At 46.3% G+C, this 19,127-nt stretch carries 21 protein-coding genes and 1 tRNA gene; 15 read left to right on the plus strand and 7 right to left on the minus strand.

The genetic code is table 11. The features are described from left to right. Window positions 1-18: 18 nt before the first annotated feature. From ACZOWY_RS00280 to dtd, 4 genes are all read left to right on the plus strand, one after another. Window positions 19-1,209: an anaerobic nitric oxide reductase flavorubredoxin gene (locus ACZOWY_RS00280; RefSeq protein ID WP_484391371.1), complete on the plus strand. Its 1,191-nt coding sequence runs from the start codon at window positions 19-21 to the stop codon at window positions 1,207-1,209. A gap of 2 nt (window positions 1,210-1,211) precedes the next feature. After that, entirely contained in the window at window positions 1,212-1,859 is a 648-nt protein-coding gene (locus ACZOWY_RS00285) for a histidine phosphatase family protein (RefSeq protein WP_484391372.1), read from the plus strand. A gap of 226 nt (window positions 1,860-2,085) precedes the next feature. Continuing rightward, window positions 2,086-2,916 carry a MetQ/NlpA family ABC transporter substrate-binding protein gene (locus ACZOWY_RS00290; protein ID WP_484391373.1) on the plus strand — a complete coding sequence of 277 codons (831 nt, stop codon included), beginning with the start codon at window positions 2,086-2,088 and terminating at the stop codon, window positions 2,914-2,916. 78 nt (window positions 2,917-2,994) lie between these two features. Beyond that, the gene (gene dtd, locus ACZOWY_RS00295) at window positions 2,995-3,438 is read left to right on the plus strand and encodes a D-aminoacyl-tRNA deacylase (RefSeq protein WP_484391374.1); all 444 of its coding nucleotides are present in this window, start codon (window positions 2,995-2,997) and stop codon (window positions 3,436-3,438) included. A gap of 152 nt (window positions 3,439-3,590) precedes the next feature. Here dtd and ACZOWY_RS00300 read toward each other — a convergent pair whose 3' ends face one another. After that, a complete protein-coding gene (locus ACZOWY_RS00300) occupies window positions 3,591-3,965 on the minus strand; it encodes a TM2 domain-containing protein (protein ID WP_484391375.1) in 375 nt (124 codons plus the stop codon). Between the two features lie 390 nt (window positions 3,966-4,355). Here ACZOWY_RS00300 and ACZOWY_RS00305 point away from each other — a divergent pair, with 390 nt between their 5' ends. Then, window positions 4,356-5,069 carry a metallophosphoesterase gene (locus tag ACZOWY_RS00305; RefSeq protein ID WP_484391376.1) on the plus strand — a complete coding sequence of 238 codons (714 nt, stop codon included), beginning with the start codon at window positions 4,356-4,358 and terminating at the stop codon, window positions 5,067-5,069. A 151-nt stretch (window positions 5,070-5,220) separates the two neighbouring features. Then, window positions 5,221-5,297 (plus strand) — tRNA-Arg (locus ACZOWY_RS00310). 162 nt (window positions 5,298-5,459) lie between these two features. Here ACZOWY_RS00310 and ACZOWY_RS00315 read toward each other — a convergent pair. Further along, on the minus strand, window positions 5,460-6,014 hold the full coding sequence (locus ACZOWY_RS00315) for a helix-turn-helix domain-containing protein (RefSeq protein ID WP_484391377.1): 555 nt from the start codon (window positions 6,012-6,014) through the stop codon (window positions 5,460-5,462). A 148-nt stretch (window positions 6,015-6,162) separates the two neighbouring features. Here ACZOWY_RS00315 and ACZOWY_RS00320 point away from each other — a divergent pair, with 148 nt between their 5' ends. The 6 genes from ACZOWY_RS00320 (at window position 6,163) to ACZOWY_RS00345 (ending at window position 11,097) form a co-directional block, all read left to right on the plus strand. After that, window positions 6,163-6,390, plus strand: a complete 228-nt coding sequence (locus ACZOWY_RS00320; RefSeq protein WP_484391378.1) for a helix-turn-helix domain-containing protein — start codon at window positions 6,163-6,165, stop codon at window positions 6,388-6,390. Further along, window positions 6,390-7,694 carry a tyrosine-type recombinase/integrase gene (locus tag ACZOWY_RS00325; RefSeq protein ID WP_484391379.1) on the plus strand — a complete coding sequence of 435 codons (1,305 nt, stop codon included), beginning with the start codon at window positions 6,390-6,392 and terminating at the stop codon, window positions 7,692-7,694. Before ACZOWY_RS00320 ends, ACZOWY_RS00325 begins: the two co-directional genes overlap by 1 nt. A gap of 121 nt (window positions 7,695-7,815) precedes the next feature. Further along, window positions 7,816-8,085: an HIRAN domain-containing protein gene (locus ACZOWY_RS00330; protein ID WP_484391380.1), complete on the plus strand. Its 270-nt coding sequence runs from the start codon at window positions 7,816-7,818 to the stop codon at window positions 8,083-8,085. Between the two features lie 214 nt (window positions 8,086-8,299). After that, window positions 8,300-9,436 carry a DNA (cytosine-5-)-methyltransferase gene (gene dcm / locus ACZOWY_RS00335; protein WP_484391381.1) on the plus strand — a complete coding sequence of 379 codons (1,137 nt, stop codon included), beginning with the start codon at window positions 8,300-8,302 and terminating at the stop codon, window positions 9,434-9,436. Window positions 9,437-9,460: 24 nt separating this feature from the next. Next, a complete protein-coding gene (locus tag ACZOWY_RS00340) occupies window positions 9,461-10,648 on the plus strand; it encodes a type II restriction endonuclease (protein ID WP_484391382.1) in 1,188 nt (395 codons plus the stop codon). Beyond that, window positions 10,648-11,097 carry a very short patch repair endonuclease gene (locus tag ACZOWY_RS00345; RefSeq protein WP_484391383.1) on the plus strand — a complete coding sequence of 150 codons (450 nt, stop codon included), beginning with the start codon at window positions 10,648-10,650 and terminating at the stop codon, window positions 11,095-11,097. The genes ACZOWY_RS00340 and ACZOWY_RS00345 overlap by 1 nt, the downstream gene beginning before the upstream one ends. 322 nt (window positions 11,098-11,419) lie before the next feature. Here ACZOWY_RS00345 and ACZOWY_RS00350 read toward each other — a convergent pair whose 3' ends face one another. After that, window positions 11,420-11,656: a hypothetical protein gene (locus ACZOWY_RS00350; protein WP_484391384.1), complete on the minus strand. Its 237-nt coding sequence runs from the start codon at window positions 11,654-11,656 to the stop codon at window positions 11,420-11,422. Window positions 11,657-12,697: 1,041 nt separating this feature from the next. Here ACZOWY_RS00350 and ACZOWY_RS00355 point away from each other — a divergent pair. Together ACZOWY_RS00355 and ACZOWY_RS00360 are read left to right on the plus strand one after the other, a co-directional pair. Beyond that, window positions 12,698-15,094 (plus strand): YadA-like family protein, encoded by a 2,397-nt coding sequence (locus ACZOWY_RS00355; RefSeq protein WP_484391385.1) that lies wholly within the window; start codon window positions 12,698-12,700, stop codon window positions 15,092-15,094. A gap of 135 nt (window positions 15,095-15,229) precedes the next feature. Beyond that, a complete protein-coding gene (locus ACZOWY_RS00360; protein ID WP_484391386.1) occupies window positions 15,230-15,442 on the plus strand; it encodes a hypothetical protein in 213 nt (70 codons plus the stop codon). Window positions 15,443-15,551: 109 nt separating this feature from the next. Here ACZOWY_RS00360 and ACZOWY_RS00365 read toward each other — a convergent pair whose 3' ends face one another. The 4 genes from ACZOWY_RS00365 to ACZOWY_RS00380 form a co-directional block, all read right to left on the minus strand. Then, window positions 15,552-16,850, minus strand: coding sequence for a hypothetical protein (locus tag ACZOWY_RS00365; RefSeq protein ID WP_484391387.1), 1,299 nt, complete (start codon window positions 16,848-16,850; stop codon window positions 15,552-15,554). Between the two features lie 424 nt (window positions 16,851-17,274). Continuing rightward, entirely contained in the window at window positions 17,275-17,772 is a 498-nt protein-coding gene (locus ACZOWY_RS00370; RefSeq protein WP_484391388.1) for a hypothetical protein, read from the minus strand. Then, complete coding sequence (locus tag ACZOWY_RS00375; RefSeq protein WP_484391389.1) at window positions 17,753-18,355, minus strand: hypothetical protein; 603 nt, start codon at window positions 18,353-18,355, stop codon at window positions 17,753-17,755. The genes ACZOWY_RS00370 and ACZOWY_RS00375 overlap by 20 nt, the downstream gene beginning before the upstream one ends. After that, on the minus strand, window positions 18,342-18,575 hold the full coding sequence (locus tag ACZOWY_RS00380) for a hypothetical protein (protein WP_484391390.1): 234 nt from the start codon (window positions 18,573-18,575) through the stop codon (window positions 18,342-18,344). The genes ACZOWY_RS00375 and ACZOWY_RS00380 overlap by 14 nt, the downstream gene beginning before the upstream one ends. 319 nt (window positions 18,576-18,894) lie before the next feature. Here ACZOWY_RS00380 and ACZOWY_RS00385 point away from each other — a divergent pair, with 319 nt between their 5' ends. Beyond that, the gene (locus ACZOWY_RS00385; protein ID WP_484391391.1) at window positions 18,895-19,113 is read left to right on the plus strand and encodes a hypothetical protein; all 219 of its coding nucleotides are present in this window, start codon (window positions 18,895-18,897) and stop codon (window positions 19,111-19,113) included. The last annotated feature ends 14 nt before the right edge of the window (window positions 19,114-19,127 follow it).

The raw sequence follows: 19,127 nt of genomic DNA on the forward strand, positions 1-19,127 counted from the left end.
TCTGAAAGGAGACGTTGCATGGCTAAAAAAATTACCGATAAAGTGACCTGGGTAGGAAAGATCGACTGGGAATTAGTGTATTTCCATGGGCATGAACTGTCTACCTATAAAGGGTCTTCTTATAACTCATATCTGGTGCAGGACAAAAAGACCGCACTGATCGATACCTGCTGGAAGCCCTATGATGAAGAGTATGTGAACAATTTAAAAGAAGTAATCGACCTGACGAAGATCGATTATGTAATCATGAACCACAACGAGATAGATCACAGCGGCGCCTTGCCTGCTCTGATGCGGGAGATTCCGGATGTTCCCATTTACTGTACCAAAAAGGGCGAGGGCATTATCCGGGGGCACTATCATCAGGACTGGAACTTTGTAAACGTAAAGACTGGAGACACCCTGGACCTGGGCGATTCCAAACTTATCTTCATCGAAGCGCCAATGCTGCACTGGCCGGACACCATGTTCACCTACATGACCGGGGAAAACATTCTGTTCAGCAACGACGGCTTCGGCCAGCACTTTGCCAGTGAAGAGCTGTACAACGATAAGGTGGATGCCCATGAAATGTACAGCGAAGCCATGAAGTACTACGTGAATATTTTAAATCCCTACAGTCCCATGGTGACCCGGAAGATCAAAGAGATCCTGGCCATGAACGTGCCGGTGGATATGATCTGCCCCAGCCACGGCATCATCTGGCGGGATAACCCCATGCAGATCGTGGAGACCTATCAGAAATGGGCGGCCAATTATCAGGAAAACCAGATTACCTTTGTATACGACACCATGTGGGAGTCCACCCGCCGTATGGCGGAGTGCATCGCTGAGGGAATCCGCCAGGCAGATCCGGATGTTGTCATTAAGCTGATGAACGCGGCCAAAGAAGACAAAAGCGATATTGCCACGGAAGTGTTTAAGTCCAAAGCGATCCTGGTTGGTTCGCCTACGATCAATTACGGGTTTGCGTACTCCATCGGCGGCATGCTGGAACTGATCCGGGGCCTGAAGTTTAAAAACAAAAAAGCGGCGGCCTTTGGCAGTTACGGCTGGAGCGGCGAGGCGGTAAAGCAGATGACGGAACTGCTGCAGGGCGCAGGTTTTGCCATTGTCAATGACGGCATCCGCTGCCAGTGGGTGCCTGATGAAGCGCACATGGAAGAATGCCGTCAGTATGGCCGGGCTTTTGCGGAAACAGTAAAGTGACCATGAAGACAACAGTGATCTTAATTCGTCACGGGGAAACAGAATGGAATGTGCTGCATCGTTTCCAGGGACTTTCAGATATACCCCTGAATGATACGGGAAGACAGCAGGCCGGTTTTGCCAGAAACGGACTGCGGGATATGAAGCTGGATGCGATTTATACCAGCCCTTTGCAGCGTGCGGTGGAAACAGCGGAGATCATCCGGGGCGACAGAGATATCCCCATCTGTCCCACAGACGGGCTAAAGGAAATGGGCGTAGGAGAGTGGGAAGGACTGCTGGTCTCGGAAATTGACGAAAAATATCCGGGCTGGTATGATGTCTGGCGTACCGCTCCCACGAAGATCCGCCTTAAAGGCGGGGAACCGTTTACGGAAACACAGCGCAGGGCCTGGAAAACATTCTGGGAAATCGTAAAAAAGCATGAGGGAAAAACTGTGTTGATCGTATCCCACATGATGTGTATCAGCAGCATCCTGCTGACGGTTGCGGGAATCCCGCTGGATGAAATCTGGCAGCATCCCATCAGCAACGGCGCCCTGAACATTGTGGAGATCGATGAAAATGGTCATGCGGTCATTGCAGCCTGGAGTAAGGATGACCACATCCCGGAAAAGTTCCGGTTAAAGCAGCCGTTTGGCAGAGTCTGAGGATAACGAATCGTGCAAAATAAAAGGCTTCCAGCAAGGAAGCCTTTTTAGTGTAACTTACTGTACATTCTGTTCCGAAATTCTGCTTTGTTGCAGAAAAACCGTATACGAAATATTAAATTTTATTGACAGAAAGGCAAAGTTGGTTATAATTTGAAATAATAGTTCTATATCATACTTTTTAAATATGATATGAGAAAAATAGGATAACAGAGGGGGATTTAGCATGTTTTTGAAAAAAGTTTCACTGATTCTGGCAACGGCTCTTCTGGCGTTCAGCCTGACGGGCTGCGGCGGCGGAGATAAGAAAGAAGAAAAGAAGGCGCCGGTGGCAGAGAAACCGATTAAAATCGGCGTAACTGCAGGGCCCCATGCTGAAATCATGGATAACGTAAAGAAACTGGCGGAAAAGCAGGGCCTGAAAATCGAAGTTGTGGAGTTTAACGACTTCGTAACGCCCAACGTAGCCCTGAACCAGGGGGAACTGTTTGCCAACAGCATGCAGCATGCGCCCTATCTGGCAGCTACCCTGAAAAAAGAACCCAGCTTTAAATTAAAAGAATGCTTTAAGACCGTTATTTTCCCGATGGCTGTGTATTCCACCAAAGTGAAAAAAGGTGAGGCGATTCCCGACGGCGCTACGGTAGCGATTCCCAACGATCCGTCCAACGGCGGCCGCGCGCTGCTGATGCTGGATAATGCGGGGCTGATCAAAGTAAAAGATAAAACCAATTCGGTGACCGCATTAACAGATGTTGTTGAAAACAAACACAATTTTAAATTTCAGGAACTGGACGCAGCCGGTATTCCCAGAAGCATCAAAGACGTGACCATCGCCTGCATCAATGTGAATTACGCGCTGCCTGCAGGGCTGAATCCGTTAAAGGACGCCATCATTGTGGAAGGTGCGGACAATCCCTATGTAAACATTTTTGTTACAACGGAAAAGAATGTTAACGATCCACGGATCAAACAGATTGAGAAAGTGTACCGTTCGGAAGAAAACAAGAAATTTATCCTGGACCACTTCAAAGGCAGCATTCTCAGCGCATGGTAATCAGGACAGAGCTTTTGTCTGACAAGCAGGACAAAAGCTCTTTTTTCTAAACTAAACATACTATTCAGGAGTGTATTTATGCGGGCAGTAGTAACCAGAGTAAAAGAAGCGTCAGTAGTGATTGAAGGAAAAACAGCAGGTAAAATCGGACAGGGATTTCTGATCCTGTTGGGCATCGGTCCCGAAGATACGGACGCCATAGCGGATAAGCTGGCGGAAAAAATCTGTAACTGTCGGGTGTTTGAGGATGAGAACGGCAAGATGAACCTGAGCCTGGATCAGGTGGGCGGGGCTTTGTTAGTCATTTCTCAGTTTACTCTGTATGCTGATCTGAAAAAGCGCCGTCCCGGCTTTTCCCACGCGGCCAAACCGGAACTGGCCATCCCCCTGTATGAAAAATTTATGGAGACCTGCCGTGCCAGAGGCTTTGCCGTGGAACACGGGGAATTCGGCGCCGATATGCAGGTACATTCCATAAACGACGGACCGGTAACCCTGCTGTTTGACAGTGCGGAAATGTGACCGGCAGGCGGCTGCAGACAGATAACCTATTGTTTCTGCTGCAAGACCAATGTCTGGTACAAAACCAATGTCTGTTGCAAAACCAATGAAAACCGGCATCAGCCCAAAGCTGATGCCGGTTTGTCGTAAGTGTACCGTTCTGTTTCAATTTTTCAGGATGCATTTTCTTTTGTGCTTTCTTCAAATTCCGCGTCAATCGTTTCGCCGTGTACCTTCTTCGGTTTCGGATACAGCAGGATTGCGTCGTGGATTACTTTTCTGGCAATTTCACGGTTGCAGTCGGCAACCAGGCTTTTCATACGGAAAAGATCGAAAAACCACCAGACAAAGCCGATGTAAATATAACATAGTGCCCACAAAAAGAGATTTTTAAACGGTTTGTTCAAATAGAAATAATGTGCCCCGAACAGTACCCAGAAAATGTAAGCAGAGGAAAGGGATTTTTCTTTTGCTGGCAATGTCTGTATTACATACTGCTGCTGCTGTTCCGTCAGGTTCTGAATTTCCATTCTGGTCTGAGCGTCCATTGTTGTTCCTCCTGAATCGTTACAATGAGCGGAAAGCCGGCTGTGACAGGATATCCGGCTGCGAAGATGCTGCGGGCTGCAACCGCTTTCCGTGTGAGAGCGCATACTGCAATGTGTTATCGAGAGGGACCGGACAAGCATTTCTGCCGGACCAAGTTTATTATAAGGAATGTGTGAAAAAGTTTGTAACAAAAGTCAGGCAAAAATGTGAAAAAAATGTAACCGTTGCGATGCCGGAAGAAAACACGTTCAGCAACTGCAAAGTATTTTTGTTTCGAACCGGTTTGTGATACAATAATACTGCTGATAGAATCTCGGGATTTTATCTGTACAAAGGATTTTATGAGGCAGGGGAAACGCGGATCAATCTTATTAGCGGAGGCGAGAAACGTGCACATTTATGCCATCGGGGACCTGCATTTTTCCGGCGTCCCTGAAACAAAACCCATGACGGTGTTCGGTGAACACTGGCTGAAGCACCGGCAGCGCGTGATAGAAAACTGGAAACAGACAGTATCGCCCGAAGACCTTGTGATCCTGTGCGGTGATATTTCCTGGGCAATGAAACTGCAGGCGGCTGCCGAAGACGATTTACAGGAAATTGCTGCGTTGCCGGGACAGAAAGTTATGCTCCGGGGGAATCACGATTACTGGTGGACCACGCTGGCCAAAATGAAGAAGGCGACAGACAACGCGTTCTTTTTTCTGCAAAATAATTTTTATCCTGTAAACACTGTAGATATGAAACTTGCCATCTGCGGTTCCCGGGGATGGCTGACGCCTGCGTGCGAAGGCTATAAGCCGGAAACGGACGACAGCATTCTCCGCCACGAAGAGCTGCGGATCAGGGCTTCTTTGGACGCGGCGAAGAAGGAAGGCTTTGAAGACATCATCTTAGCGCTGCATTATCCGCCTTTTTATTCACAGGAAGAAAATTCTGTGTTTAAACAGATGATTGAGGAATACGGGATAAAAACCTGTGTGTTCGGGCATATCCACGGAGCAGAAGGAGCTGCATCCATTTTTGAAGGGGAACGGGACGGTTGTAAGTATAAACTGGTCTCCTGCGATACACAGGATTTTACACCGGTATTGCTGCGATAACCTTTGACGGTACGATTTGCCTGGAAAAGAATCAGGAGGCCAAAGGACAAATAGAATAATTGATAAAAATCCGTTAAATTTCAACGAAAAGTATTGACAATCCATTCCGTTTTAGTTATAATAGCTTTGCTGTTGAAAACAGCGATGATGTGACTCCGTAGCTCAGCTGGATAGAGCGTTTGGCTACGAACCAAAAGGTCGGGGGTTCGAATCCCTCCGGGGCCACCAATTAAAAATCAAGCAGCCATGCGGGTTTGAAGCCCACATGGCTGTTTTTGTTTTTTGTTAATTTATTCAAGACGTTGCTTATACGTTGCTTATGCTAAAAATGAATATAAACGAACCATTAAATGCTAAAGCTGCATCGACAAGACTGTCGGAGCAGCTATTTTAATTTAACGGTGACCGTAAGGTACTAAATGGTTCCTTTGTTTTCAGTACCTTTAGCAGTCCATCACGCATCTCATACATTCTGGCCTTCTGCTGGGCAACAGGAGTACGTTTTGCATCAGCGGCAAAGTAGTTATCATAGCCCCGCAAATATAAACAGGAAACAATTACGTCTGCTCTGGCCTGAAGAGAGAACGCTTCAACATTATTGCCGTATTGAAAAAACAATTCTGCGGCGTATTTGTCATCATCGAAAATGCTGGCAAGAGTTTGGTGGAGCAGGTTGTTCTTAACCAGGTGTAAGCTTTCACTGCACCGGATTGAATCAGACGTATAGGCAGTATCGCTAATGCCAAAGAGCCAGTCAGTAGACACACCAAAAGAAGAAGCAATCTGCAATAAACCGTCTGCAGACGGAATACGCTTGCCACGCTCCCAGAAATTGATGGAAGAATGACTGATACCGCATACCCACTCTGCATCCAATACAGGCAAAGAATAGGCTAGGCGAAGGCATTGTAAACGGTTTTGTAATGTTTTCATAAAAAAATTCATAAAAAATCACCTAAAAGCCCAAAAAAGGGGTTGACAAATCTACAAAAAGAGATGTATTATATCTATGGACAGAGAAACGAGGTCATCTGTCGCTGATCCTAATAATTAAAAAGAAAAAAGACAGGAATCAATAACTAGGAGAAAAACAATGAACGAAGCAAGTTTAACCAGACGGTTCTATACCGTTAAAGAATTTCACGCCGAGTTAGGCGGTATCGTCAGCAAGGGCATGGTGTATAAGATGATAGCAGGCGGCGAAATCCCAACCCGTAAGATTGGCAGAAAAATTGCCATCCCGGCTTCCTGGGCTCAGGCTTTCATTGACCAGCCGTGCATCTTAGTAAAAAAAGTTCATAAAATCAAGGAGGAAACCTAATGGCAAGAAGATCAAAGGGTGAAGGTTCCTACCTTCACATTGTACCTGTAAAATGCGAAAAGTGCAAGGAATTTAAAAGCTGTACTAAAAGACTGGACCCCGCTTCTAAATGCAGCAAGCGTGACCGGAAGGAATGTTGGAAGTACCAGTACCACGTGCGGGGTATTGATGGCGAATCGGTTCGGAAAATTCTGCAGGCAAAAACCCGCAAAGCGCTGGAAAAACGTGTTGAACAGATGCGTGCAAACACTGATAATTGCGGTGATGCAGTTACTGTTGGTCAATGGTGTGAAAGGTGGGGCACCGCAGTCATACCTGAAACTGTTGTTGATTCAACGGTTAACAACTATAAATTCTTACTGAGTTATATCCCGGAAGAATTCCGCCGGAAAAAACTTTCCAGCCTTACTCCTGTAGATGTACAGCAGATAATTACACATCTCAGGGAGCATGGCCGGAAGTCGGACGGACAGGGCTTGTCAGTAAAGTCGGTGCGTAACATCAGAGGAACGCTCATATCTTGCTTGCAGTCTGCAGTTGATAACGGACTTCTGACCGACAATATTGCAAAGAAGACGAAACCGCCACGTTATAACGGACGCCGTGAAATCAGTTTTCTTAATGATGATGAAATCCAGCGGCTGCTGGCTGTAGCAGACAGCGGTAAATACTATAAACTTGATGAGCAAGGCCTGGAAAATGAAGACATGCAGTATCTGATCAGGCAGTGGGCTACGGTTATCAGGCTTACACTGGCAACGGGCATGCGGCGTGGAGAAGTATTCGGCCTTACTTGGGATTCAGTTAATTTCAGTGACAAAACTATAAGCATCAGGCATAAATTGCGGAACGGAAAGCTGGAACCGCCCAAGACTAAAAACAGCGTTCGTACAATCAGTGTTGATCCCGACAGTATGGGAAAATTGCAGGAGTGGAAAAACTACCAGGAACAATATGGGTTTGACCTGGGCGATTTATTCCATAACAGATTAAATACTGTGTTTACAGGAATATATGGGAATCCGGTTCAGCTAGATAATTTCAGAGAACGGGTCTTTGACCGTATGGTTGCTGAGGCTGGGCTTGCAGATACCGTTACGATGCATTCGTTAAGACATACCCATGCTACGCAGCTGTTGGCCGCCGGTGTGGATGCAAAAACTGTAAGCTACCGCCTTGGTCACGCGTCTGTGGCGTTTACCCTGGAAACTTACGTTCATGTGGTAGAAGATGTTGAACGGGCTGCGGCAGATACCATGGGCGCCATACTTGCAGGCAAGAAGATACGTAAATCAGTGTCATAAAAACGGTTTTAATTACAGCTGACCTATCGGCTATACGGGGAGAAAGGATAACCTGATGAATATAAACTGTCAGCTTAAAGGAAGTACATTTTGCGACGGGCAGATAATACTGCGAAGAATCATGTCAGGCAATATGGACATGCAGCCGTCAGATTTAATTCTGGTACGTGATCACAGTTGTAAGCAGGATAAGAACTGTGTACAGGTGCGATACAGGCACGGCGGCATCAATGCCAAGATCGGCAACGTAAATAAAGAAAACGCACCGAGGATAGCTTCCTGTATGGATCAAGGAGGGACGGCTACAATTACCAGTACAACATTGTACGGCAATGTTGATGAAGGCCAAAACGTCGGCATGTATTTTTGGGTGAAAACTGTTAGCAGGTAAGTCATTTCGATAAATTATCCCGGAAGGAATCATAAAAAACTTCCGGGATTTTAACTATTTGGCAGGAGTCTCAAATCACCGGCTTTAAAATGTAATGCCGGCGGATCCAACCAGCGGGAAAAATAATATACCATTTATGTCCCTTTTCGTTGTAATTTCCATTTGGAAGTGCTATACTTTCAGATAGGAAATTATATTAACGAAAGGCGTTATAATGGCTAAACAGATACATATACGATTAGATGATGTCCTTTATGAAGAACTGGGCGAATATGCAAAATACTCTGGGCAGAGCGTTCAGGAATGCATATCTTTTGCCCTCATGGATCTTTTTGAACAGCAGAAGCAGAAACGCAGCCTGAAAAACGGCAATTTTACTTTTATTGACCTGTTTGCCGGTATTGGAGGTATGCGTATTGCCTTTGAAACGGCCGGCGGACGTTGTGTGTATTCCAATGAATGGAACAAATACTGTCAGCGTACTTATTTTTCCAACTTTGGCGAAGTACCTGACGGAGATATAACTAAGGTGGATGCGAATAACATTCCGGATCACGATATCTTGGTAGCTGGATTTCCATGCCAGCCGTTTTCGATTGCTGGCGTATCGAAGAAGAACAGCCTGGGCCGGGCTACAGGATTTGAAGACAAAACACAGGGCACGCTGTTTTTTGATGTATGCAGGATTCTGAAAGAGAAACGGCCGAAAGCATTTATGCTGGAAAACGTAAAGAATCTTTGCAGCCACGATAAGGGCCACACATTCCAAGTCATCAGGGAATCACTGATTGAACTGGGATATAATATTTTTTACCAGGTGATCGACGGCCAGCATTACGTTCCGCAGCACCGGGAACGTATTATTATCGTTGGCTTTGATAAAAAACGCTTCGGCGATAACGTTAATTTTGATTTCGCTATTACTCCCGTATCTCCAAAGCCGGTAATTGCGGACATACTTCAGGATAACGTCTCCGATAAGTACACGCTGTCAGACAAGCTGTGGCAGTACCTTCAGGATTATGCCGCCAAGCATAAGGCAGCCGGTAATGGTTTTGGCTACGGCATAGCGCCAGTAAACGGCATAGCAAGGACGCTCAGCGCCAGATACTATAAAGACGGATCCGAGGTGCTGATCGAACAGAAAGGACGTAATCCACGTAAACTGACCCCCAGAGAATGTGCAAGGCTACAGGGCTTCCCGGATACATTTAAGATACCTGTATCTGACACACAGGCTTATAAACAGTTTGGCAATTCTGTCGTCGTTCCGCTGATGAGTAATGTTGCACAGCTGATTGTAGCGAAGCTGAACGAACTGGAATCAGCATCAGCACTTGTTGAATCGTAGTTGTTTTCAGGAAAGGATACCATTATGGATATGCAGAATCTGGCATCGCAGGCGATAATTTCAGTAATAGGCGGCAAAATGGCTTTCTGCAAGTTTCTGGCAGCCAACGATACCGGTAAGACCGGGGCCCATCAGGCCGGTCTGTACATATCCAAGCCAGCTGTTCCAATACTGTTTAATCAGTATTTTGATAAAGGACAGAATCAGGAACGCTGGGTAAAGATTGCCTGGCAAGACGGCAAGGTAACGGATACCCGGTTCATATATTATGGGCGTGGAACGCGTAACGAATACCGGATTACAAACTTTGGACGTGGCTTTGAATTTTTGCGGCCTGAATACACCGGTTCCCTGTTTGTATTGGTGAAATATTCCGAAGAAGATTACGAGGCGTTTGTCCTTGATAACGCAGACCTGATTGATCAGTTCCTGGATGCTTTTGGTATGAGTCCTACCCAGACCAATGCCCTGATCGAAACCGGCTCCATGCAGTTTGAAGCCAGGGAGGAAGCTGCCATCAACCGGTTTATTGCCGGTCTGGGGCCGGATGCAAAATTCCCAGAGACAAAGGTCATGGCACAGGCGGCCAGGCGAATCCAAGGCGAGGTATACGATCACGATGAATACATCCGTACCAATCCAGACAGCAAACTGATTGACTGGACGAATGAAGAATACAGATTGTTCAAAGCAGTAGAACACGCTTTGGAATGGCCCTCAATTGAGCGAGGATTCAGCAGTATAGACGAGTTTATTGACCTTGCTAAATCATTGATTAACCGGCGCAAAAGCCGTGCAGGAAAGAGCCTGGAACACCATTTGGCAGCCCTCTTTGATGGCAACGGCATATCATATGAAGGTCAAGTCGTGACCGAAGGAAATAAGACACCGGATTTTATATTTCCATCAGGCGCCGCTTATCATAACCCGTCGTTTTCAACCGGAAACCTGACATCTTTGGCAGCAAAAACCACCTGTAAAGACCGCTGGCGGCAGATATTGAATGAAGCCGATCGTCTGCGAGACGAAACAAAGTACCTGTGTACGTTGCAACAGGGAATATCTTCCAAACAAATGGAAGAAATGACAGCGGAAAAGGTTACGCTGGTAGTACCGGGCGAGTACTTGGCGACATATCCCAGTGAATGGCGCGAACATATCTGGAGCGTGAAGAAGTTTATTGATTATGTGCGGGAGAAAGAAACGGAATAATGGACATCAAATCCAGCGAAGAACGAAGCCGTAACATGGCCGCCATACGTAGTAAAGACACAAAACCTGAAATCTTCTTCCGGAAGCTCCTGTTTGCAAAAGGTCTGCGGTACAGAAAGAACGTCGGCAACATTCCGGGGCATCCTGATTTGTACCTGGCGAAATACCATACCGCAATCTTTGTACACGGCTGTTTCTGGCACCGGCACAGCGGATGCAAATACGCTTACGTTCCGAAAAGCAGACAGGAATTCTGGAACAAAAAGTTTGAAAGTAACATTGTCCGCGATCGTACTGTTGCGGAAATGCTGGCGGAAAATAACATTAAATGCCTCGTTGTCTGGGAATGTACGGTAAAAAAAATGGCCCGCTCTGCGGCAATTGCAGGCCAGGTCTTCAGAGACTGTATTCAGTTTCTTAATTCAGAGCAGCTTTACTGTGAGCTGTAACCTTCCTCCGGATTCAAAAAATCCTGAGTTTTTATTAACCGGATTTCTACAGACATGATTTATTACGAACAAATATTCGACAATCATAAAACTATCGTCATTTCCCATACAAGTTAATTCTGAAAACCACATAAATACAGGGCTTCTGCATCAATCAGTACGGCGAAATATTCGTTTATCAGATAGTACGTTATGTCTGCTTTTCCGTGCGCCACCACCCCTGTACGGGTTCTGTTGGGAACAATATCGAGACTTCGATATTAGGATAGTAAAAATACCCAGAGCAGCTGGTACGCCGCCCTGGGTACTCTTTTTTTATGTGTTACGGATAGATGAATTCCATTTCATAGCGCCGGAGTGAATATTCCCTGGAGCTGTCTTCTTTGAATTGGATACGTACAGCCATATCCGTAGCGTCTATATCTTCGGATTTTCTAATGTCCGGACTTATAAGTTCGCGCGCGGGCGCTATAATAATACGATCGACCGTATCCATATCAAATTCGAATACTTCATTTTCTTCCGAATTAAACAGGTTTAAAAATTTGGGATTATTCATATAGCTGATATCTCCTCTGTTATTGTTTTGGGTATTATATCATAAGGGAAATGGATATGTAAGAGAATACCGGAAATAAAATGCCGCCGGAACTGGCGGGACCGGCGGCACACACGGAAGGTAGTACTTATGCGAAGCACTACTTTTACATATTATACCATGCTGTCTGAACATTTTCAATACTGCCGCAGTTCGGAACATATATGTCCGGCGCGCGGCCATTTTTTATTCCCACAGGTCCCATCGTCGGGTACAGATATACTCGCCGTTTTCTTCCCGTACTGCTGGCTGCGTCGGCGGCAGATCTGGGTGGATATGTTTACGTGCTTCTTCTTCCGTAGTAAAAATCCGGCTGTATGGCAACCGGATAATACAGTCCTCCGTCCTCTTGCTGAACCTGATCGTGACGAACGATGGTGACGCCGTAACTACGGACGCTTTCGTGACGTATCGTCCACAGATAAGAAAGTAAACTTGCTGGCCGGGTTTGTATGTCGCTTTCAGTGATATCACCTTCATTATATTATATAAAACTTATGTTCATTATAACATAGGGAATCAGAAAAGAAAAGTCGAAACATATATGTCCGGCGCGCGGGTATTATAAAAGACCGGGCCAAGAGGGTAAACTCCTGGACCCGGCCTTATTTATATTCAGGTGACTTTAACAAAATACAACTATACGATATATTTATATACCAAAAATTGATACAACGAGGGTATAGATAATACATGATAACCGCGGCAGAGGGCCGGCCGCGGTTATCTTTTTATGGTTTAACGTCAGCCTTAATAGCGGGAATAGAATAGACAATCATGAAAATCAGAAACGAGTTCATAAGCATATATGAGTTGTCCCAAATGATTACGAACAGAATGATACAGCCGTAGATTATTCTGCGGCTGTTTTGTTATAATGAAATAAATCGATGTTAATAAAATTTGTACAACTTGCGAAGATAATATATAATAAAATTGAAGTATTATATTCTGAATTATAATGTAGCATAGTTATTTTTTTAAAGGACAGGAGGTATAGACATGGCAAAATTCCGGACAACCAACAAAAAGTATTTGGCGGCGCGGGTGTTGTGCACGTTATTGCTGGGCACGTATCTTGTAGGGGGATATGGCGAACCGGTAGCGTGGGGGGCAGATAATGAAGGTACTGCCAAAGTTTCAGGAACCAGTAATGATTTTGGGACAGCAACCAATATTTCTGCCTGGGGCAGTTCATCCAGAGCGTATGGGCAAAATTCCACGGCGTTCGGATATAATACATTAGCTGGCGGCAACGGGGCTACGGCCTTCGGGGGAAGAGCCATGGCCCTCGGATTCTACAGCACGGCCTGGGGTTATGAGACACAGGCGGGACAACTTCTTTACGGATCGGATAAAACAGTGGCATACATCGTCGACTATACAGAAGGAGGAACAAAAAAATATAAGATTGTAGATTTGAATAACCCGGAAACGACGCTAAAAGACGGCTTTAGTTCATACGGGGAAGCTTACAAAGAATGCGATGTGAAAGAGGCAGACCAGGCTACAGCCTGGGGCAGCGGTTCAAAAGCTACTGACTGGCATGCTACGGCGTTCGGTTATGGAACAATTGCCAGCGGCAAAAGGTCAACGGCGTTCGGTCAGAAGTCGGAAGCCAGCGGCGAATCTGCTACCGCCTGGGGCGGGTATTTCGATGGCGGTAAAGCTAAAGCTTATAAAGGCGGCACGGCCAGCGGTACTGCTTCCACGGCGTTTGGTATTGAGACAGCAGCCAGCGGGTTCGCTTCCACTGCGTTTGGCAGTGGGACAACGGCCAGCGGCGATGCTTCTACAGCGTTTGGTATTTATACGGAGGCTACTGGTAAGGGTGCTGTTGCCTGGGGTGTAGGAGAAAAAGGCGTCGGCATCACCCTGGCGCATGGTGAATCTTCAACTGCATTCGGTAAAAAGAGCCGGGCTTTCGGCGATAATTCGCTGGCGGCCTTGGGCGGAATTACAGGCGTCGGTAGCATAGCGAGCATTGACGGTGTGACTTGGGTCAACTTTGTGCCTGGTACCGGTGAAGGTGCTGTTGCAATCGGTGAAGGCGCTACTGCCGAAGCGTCCTATACCTATGCCATCGGTAAAAACGCCAAGGTGTTGGATGCCAAAACGGAAAATGCCATTGCTATTGGTAACGACACTTTGGTGACAGCAGTAGGCGGCGTGGCCTTGGGCAGCGAAGCCGTAGCTTCGGTTGACAAAGGCGTGGCTGGTTACGATCCGGCAACGGGCGCAACTACCTCAGATAGTTCCGGTGCGTGGACATCCACCCATGCGGCGATTTCCATCGGCACGGCGGACGGTTCTGTTACCCGCCAGATCACCGGCGTGGCGGCAGGATCCAAAGATACCGACGCTGTCAATGTGGCCCAGCTGAAAGCGGCGGCAGATGCGAAGCTTGACAAAACTGTATTCAATGACTACAAAGCCGCAACCGCTGTAACACTTGGCCTGATGCAAGACGCAATTACACAGAATGCGGATGATATTAGCGATTTACAAACCAACAAACTTGACAAAGCCGTTTATGAAGCGGATAAAGCGGATACAAAGGCCGCGTTGGCCGGCAAGGCAAATGTAGCGTTAGATAATATTAAAGAAGACGGCAAAACGGTTATAAAAGACCTTGCTAAAGGCGCTGTCAACGTGGTTGGTGACGGTCCGGTAAGCGTTGCGAAATCGGATGTCAGCGGTGTCGACACATACACTGTTTCGGTTAAGACAGACGGCAAAGTGGAATCCGGTGATGAGGGGATTATGACCGGCGGCAAGGTATTTACGGAGACCCGGGTAAGTGCTGACGGCAATTATATTAAGTCAGCTGACAGCGCGGCAAAGAATCTGGAGGCGTTGGATACCGCTGTCGGTACCACTGCAGATGGTAACTATGTGAAAGCATCTGACAGCGTAGGTGAAAACCTGGGGGCGCTGGATGCGGAATTGGCTGCACTGACAGCCGGTACCGGCACAGGCCTAGCTGAAGTCAACCACCGCATCGACAACGTGGACAGCAAGATCAACAAAGTGGGCGCCGGCGCGGCGGCACTGGCAGCGCTCCATCCGATGGATACGGATAACAAGTTCACCATGGCGGCGGGCTTCGGCAATTACCGTAACGCCAACGCTATGGCACTGGGCATGTTCTACCGTCCTACGGATAAGGTGATGTTCAGCATGGGCGGCAGCCTGGGTAACGGAGAAAATTTGCTGAATGTCGGCGTTTCCTTCGCGCTGGATAAAGGCGTGACCACCAGCAAGGCAGCCATGGCGAAACAGATTACAAATCTTTTGGAAGAAAACAAAGCCATTCGAGCAGAAAACGCTGAGCAAAAAGCAGAAATACAGGAATTGAAAGCTGCGCTGGCCCGTATTGAAGCGAAACTGGGAAAATAAAATACCGTACCCTAATAATATGAATATCTTATAATAAGCAATGCCGCGTGTCGGAACGTCAAAATCCGGCGCGCGGCTATTTTATTAAACGGATAACTATTTAAATTATATAATTAAGCCAGAAGGAGAACTAGCATGATGAAAACGATTATTTACATTATCGCCGGACTGATATTCCTTTCCATAGCACCGCAATTGATTTTAGGCGCCGTTTTAACGGCTGGTATATATATTTTCCTTTACATGCTTTTTAAAGGCATTACAGGCAGTTCTGGAGGCAGCGGAGGAGGCAGCAGCAGTCACGAAGATGGATATCACTGGCACGGTACAGGAAATCCGCATATGTAAAAAAGGAATGACCGTAAAAACATAATAAGCGCCGCCGGATAAAATGTAGAACAGATAACCCAGATACTAAAACAGCCACTGTCATGGGAAGTGACAGTGGCGTTTTTAATTACGTTCTTCTTCTGCGCATGCGTTCCTGATATGCTTTTTCGCTGTCTTCAATATATTTAAGAAAGCGCTGGTATATGATGCGGGTTATTTCCTCATAATTGTACTGCAACTCCAGCGGATCCGGGCTGTCATATGCACGGATGACCTTGTACGGAAGGAAATCATAATGCGAGGAATATTCTTTTTCCAGCATTGTTCCGATACCGGTCCAGTTGTCCGTATCAAAGATAAAATTGGCATCCAGTTCATCAACCGGGGGCTGTTCGCCCGGAATCCGGAAAAGCATCATACCCAATTCGTGCATGTCGTGCCAGGTATCAATAAAGCTGCCAGCCGACCGGTGGAATGGAATCCGTATTTTATTCCCTTCTTCGTCGTGTTCCCACCAGATTTCGGTGCCGGCGTTACAGTTATGGACGGCTCTTTTTACGGAGCGGGCTTCTGACGTGGCATAGGCCATTTTCAGTAAGGTATCGTGCTGGTGGCGCGTTATCCGTCCTTCTTCCAGGAGGGAATCCAGCTTGCGGTTAAATTTTTTGCTTTTTGTCGATACCCATTTGAAAGACGGACGGTCAACAATATCGTGCCATTGTTTTCGTTTGATTCCGAGGACACATTGCTGGTACTCTTTGAAAATGCTGTAAAGGCCAATCCGCTCATTCCATAACAGGGGCAGCGGGCCCATTTTTAATGGCGCCTCCTGTCCATCCTGGGCTTTGGGCACGATCAGACCGCTCATCCTGTACAGTTTTTCTTTTGTAATCTTATAAAATGGCCGCTCAATCCGGATCACATCTCTGGCATCTTCCCTGATCTGGTCAATGTTATGCATGTTGTCTTTTGCCGGATCCATCATCTTATTAAACTTATTGTAGATGCAGAAGCCGGACGTCTTATCGTAAAAGAGAGCGTCGTAACTTTTATCTTCCGAAAACGGATTCAGATTTTTGTATTTTTTGTTTTTCTTCCGGGAATGGTAGTAGGAACTCTTAACCATTTCTACGTACAGATTGGCATTATCCAGTTTGCAATTAATGCAGAAGTCGATGCGGCTCAGTAAGGCAAGACCCAGGTAAGGGGTCATAAACAGTCTGCCAAGGCTCCATTCCACAGGCTGTACATGCTTCTGATCGTGGTAACGTACCTGGGACAGATGGGGTCTGCCCTCGAAAGCTTTTGGCCAGAGCAGAAAAATAGCCTGGGCATATTTTTGCTGTAACTCTTTCAGGTTGGGGATTGAACAATAGAAAACGTCCAGCGTATTCTCGCCTGTTAGCAGAACTTCCGGTTCGATCATAATGTATAAAAAGAAGCAACCGGGGGCATCCTTATATTTTACGAGACTAATCTGGTGTATACCAGGAATGCGGAGTCCCTTGAAATTTATACCTGTACTCTTTCTGCGTAGCTGGATCGGACGCAGGAATGTCTGTATCTCTTCTCTGCTGATCTTTTCTGCATCGTTGACGCGTTGGTTCAGCCTCAAGGCGCAATATGCTGCTTCTCTTCTGTTAAGTATGTATAGTATTTCAAAGGTGTGAACCATAGCTTCCTCCGATCCTTCCCGATGCACCCGCCGGTGTCTGATCCCGGGAAGTGGTAGAACGGGCGATTTCTGGGACAAAAAACAAATGTCATTTCATTCCTAGGACAACCTTTCAGGTAGTCCGAACTGGCACTCCGCTTACGCTTCGCGCCAGTTCTTCCTTTTGTTTTTCGACCTATAAATCGCCCTTATGTATACTATGTATTTTATCAGATGTTTCCTTTTGCAGCAAGGTTACAAACCTGATTCGATCCAGTCTCCAGCAATCCTTATATATGACCGTACCTTTATGATGATACATCTGGCTCAATGTACGCCAAACTGTCATCCAGTCAGTCAGGATGTATCTGCCGACGCCGATGCAGAAAATGAAATAGTCTGCAGTATCCAGTCTGCCGGAAGGAAGGACCCGGAGGTAGACTGCCTTCCCGCGAATATCGTTTATGCTGATTGTCTTTTCCCCGCAGCGGCCGTACAGACTGAATGTATCTTTGCCGTACTTCACGATATCTTCAACCTGGGTGACCTTTCCGATCCTTTTACCGGTATTTTTATCTTTCTTGCGGGCGACCCATGCCATGGCTGCCGCCAGCATGCTTTCCAATAATGTCCTGACAGGCGACCGGCCTGACAGGATCTGCTGTTTTGAATTTTTACTGGTACGGATGCTCATCGTAATACTCCCGGTTCTCTGCTATCAGCAGACGCCTTTTCAGTTCAATAATATTATCGACGGAAATAAAGGCATAGTAATTTCCGGAAAGGAACTTCTTCCCGCAGGAATCAATATACTCCTGAGGGCAGATGTTTGTAATAAATGGATTGTCTGCGCCTTCTGTATCAAACTCCAGAGCCATCAGATCCGTAGCCCGCACGTTGTATATCTTTCCGTTAACCATTTCGCAGAAAATATCCACGCTGTTCAAAATGAATGAATATTTTTTGCCGCCAAATATAAAGCCGATATGGGGGTTTCGTACTATATCTTCATCAGTGATCCTACGGCAGATAAAGACCAAATCATTGTTGCCGGGCTCTCTTACCTTAAACTGGATATTGACAGAACGGCCTTCGACATCAAGGCCAACAGCATCTATAAAATTGTAATAGTCCATCTTTACGCATTCGGCAAACTTGCCGTCATAGCTGGAGTCCGTGACATGGATCACCCGGAAGTACGGGTAAGCCCTTTTCAGATTTTCAAGCTGCAGAGGCAGGGCCTGATGCGATAATGCTGTTGCTTCAGGATTCAGCATGGTTCTTTTTCTCCTGTCTTTCTTTTTCTTCTTTTTCCTTTTCCTTTTTTGACAGATAATCCAATACCCGGATATACTTTTGGAAAATAAAACCAGCTTCTGTGTCATCAGTCCGTCTAGAGTACGCCCAGCATGTACCGTACCCCAAACCGGTTGCTCTGGAGAGTTCTCGGATACTGATACCTAACGCCTGACGGCGTTCTTCTATACTCTTTGTCATTCGCTGTACCTCATCAGTAAAAGTCAGCCGCGGAACACCATGCTTCGCGTCTGCTATCTTCGTATTACGTTCAGTCTTCCGATATATTCATTTTTCCGACCATCTAAATATTTTTTATGTATGTATATATCTGAATCAGAGAATCGATCACTTAGGGAACAAAACCTCTTCGACCCGCCGACGATACCTAATTGCAATGGGTCTCTCTTATGAAAAATAATGGAGGCCACGGTACTTTGACTTTGCCCGTCTGCATTTGCAGGCGGGCCATTTTTTATTTCCGGCGGAAACCGGTAAAGAAAGAAAGGAGCGAAAAGAAATGAGATTATTCAGAAGCACAGTTTTATTGTTGGTGGCTATGGCATGGCTGCTGTTACTGACAGTCAAAGATGTAGCCGTGTCCTTTACAGACGAGGCGCGATCCATGCTCGGTGACGACGGAGAACCCATAAGTATAGCAGTATTTTTGCTGCTGATGGCTTCGTCTGTTTTTCTGATTGGTATGGCTGGAGCGATGATGGCTCTGCTGAAAAATTAAAGGGAAAGGATTGA

This window comes from Succiniclasticum sp., assembly GCF_056977735.1.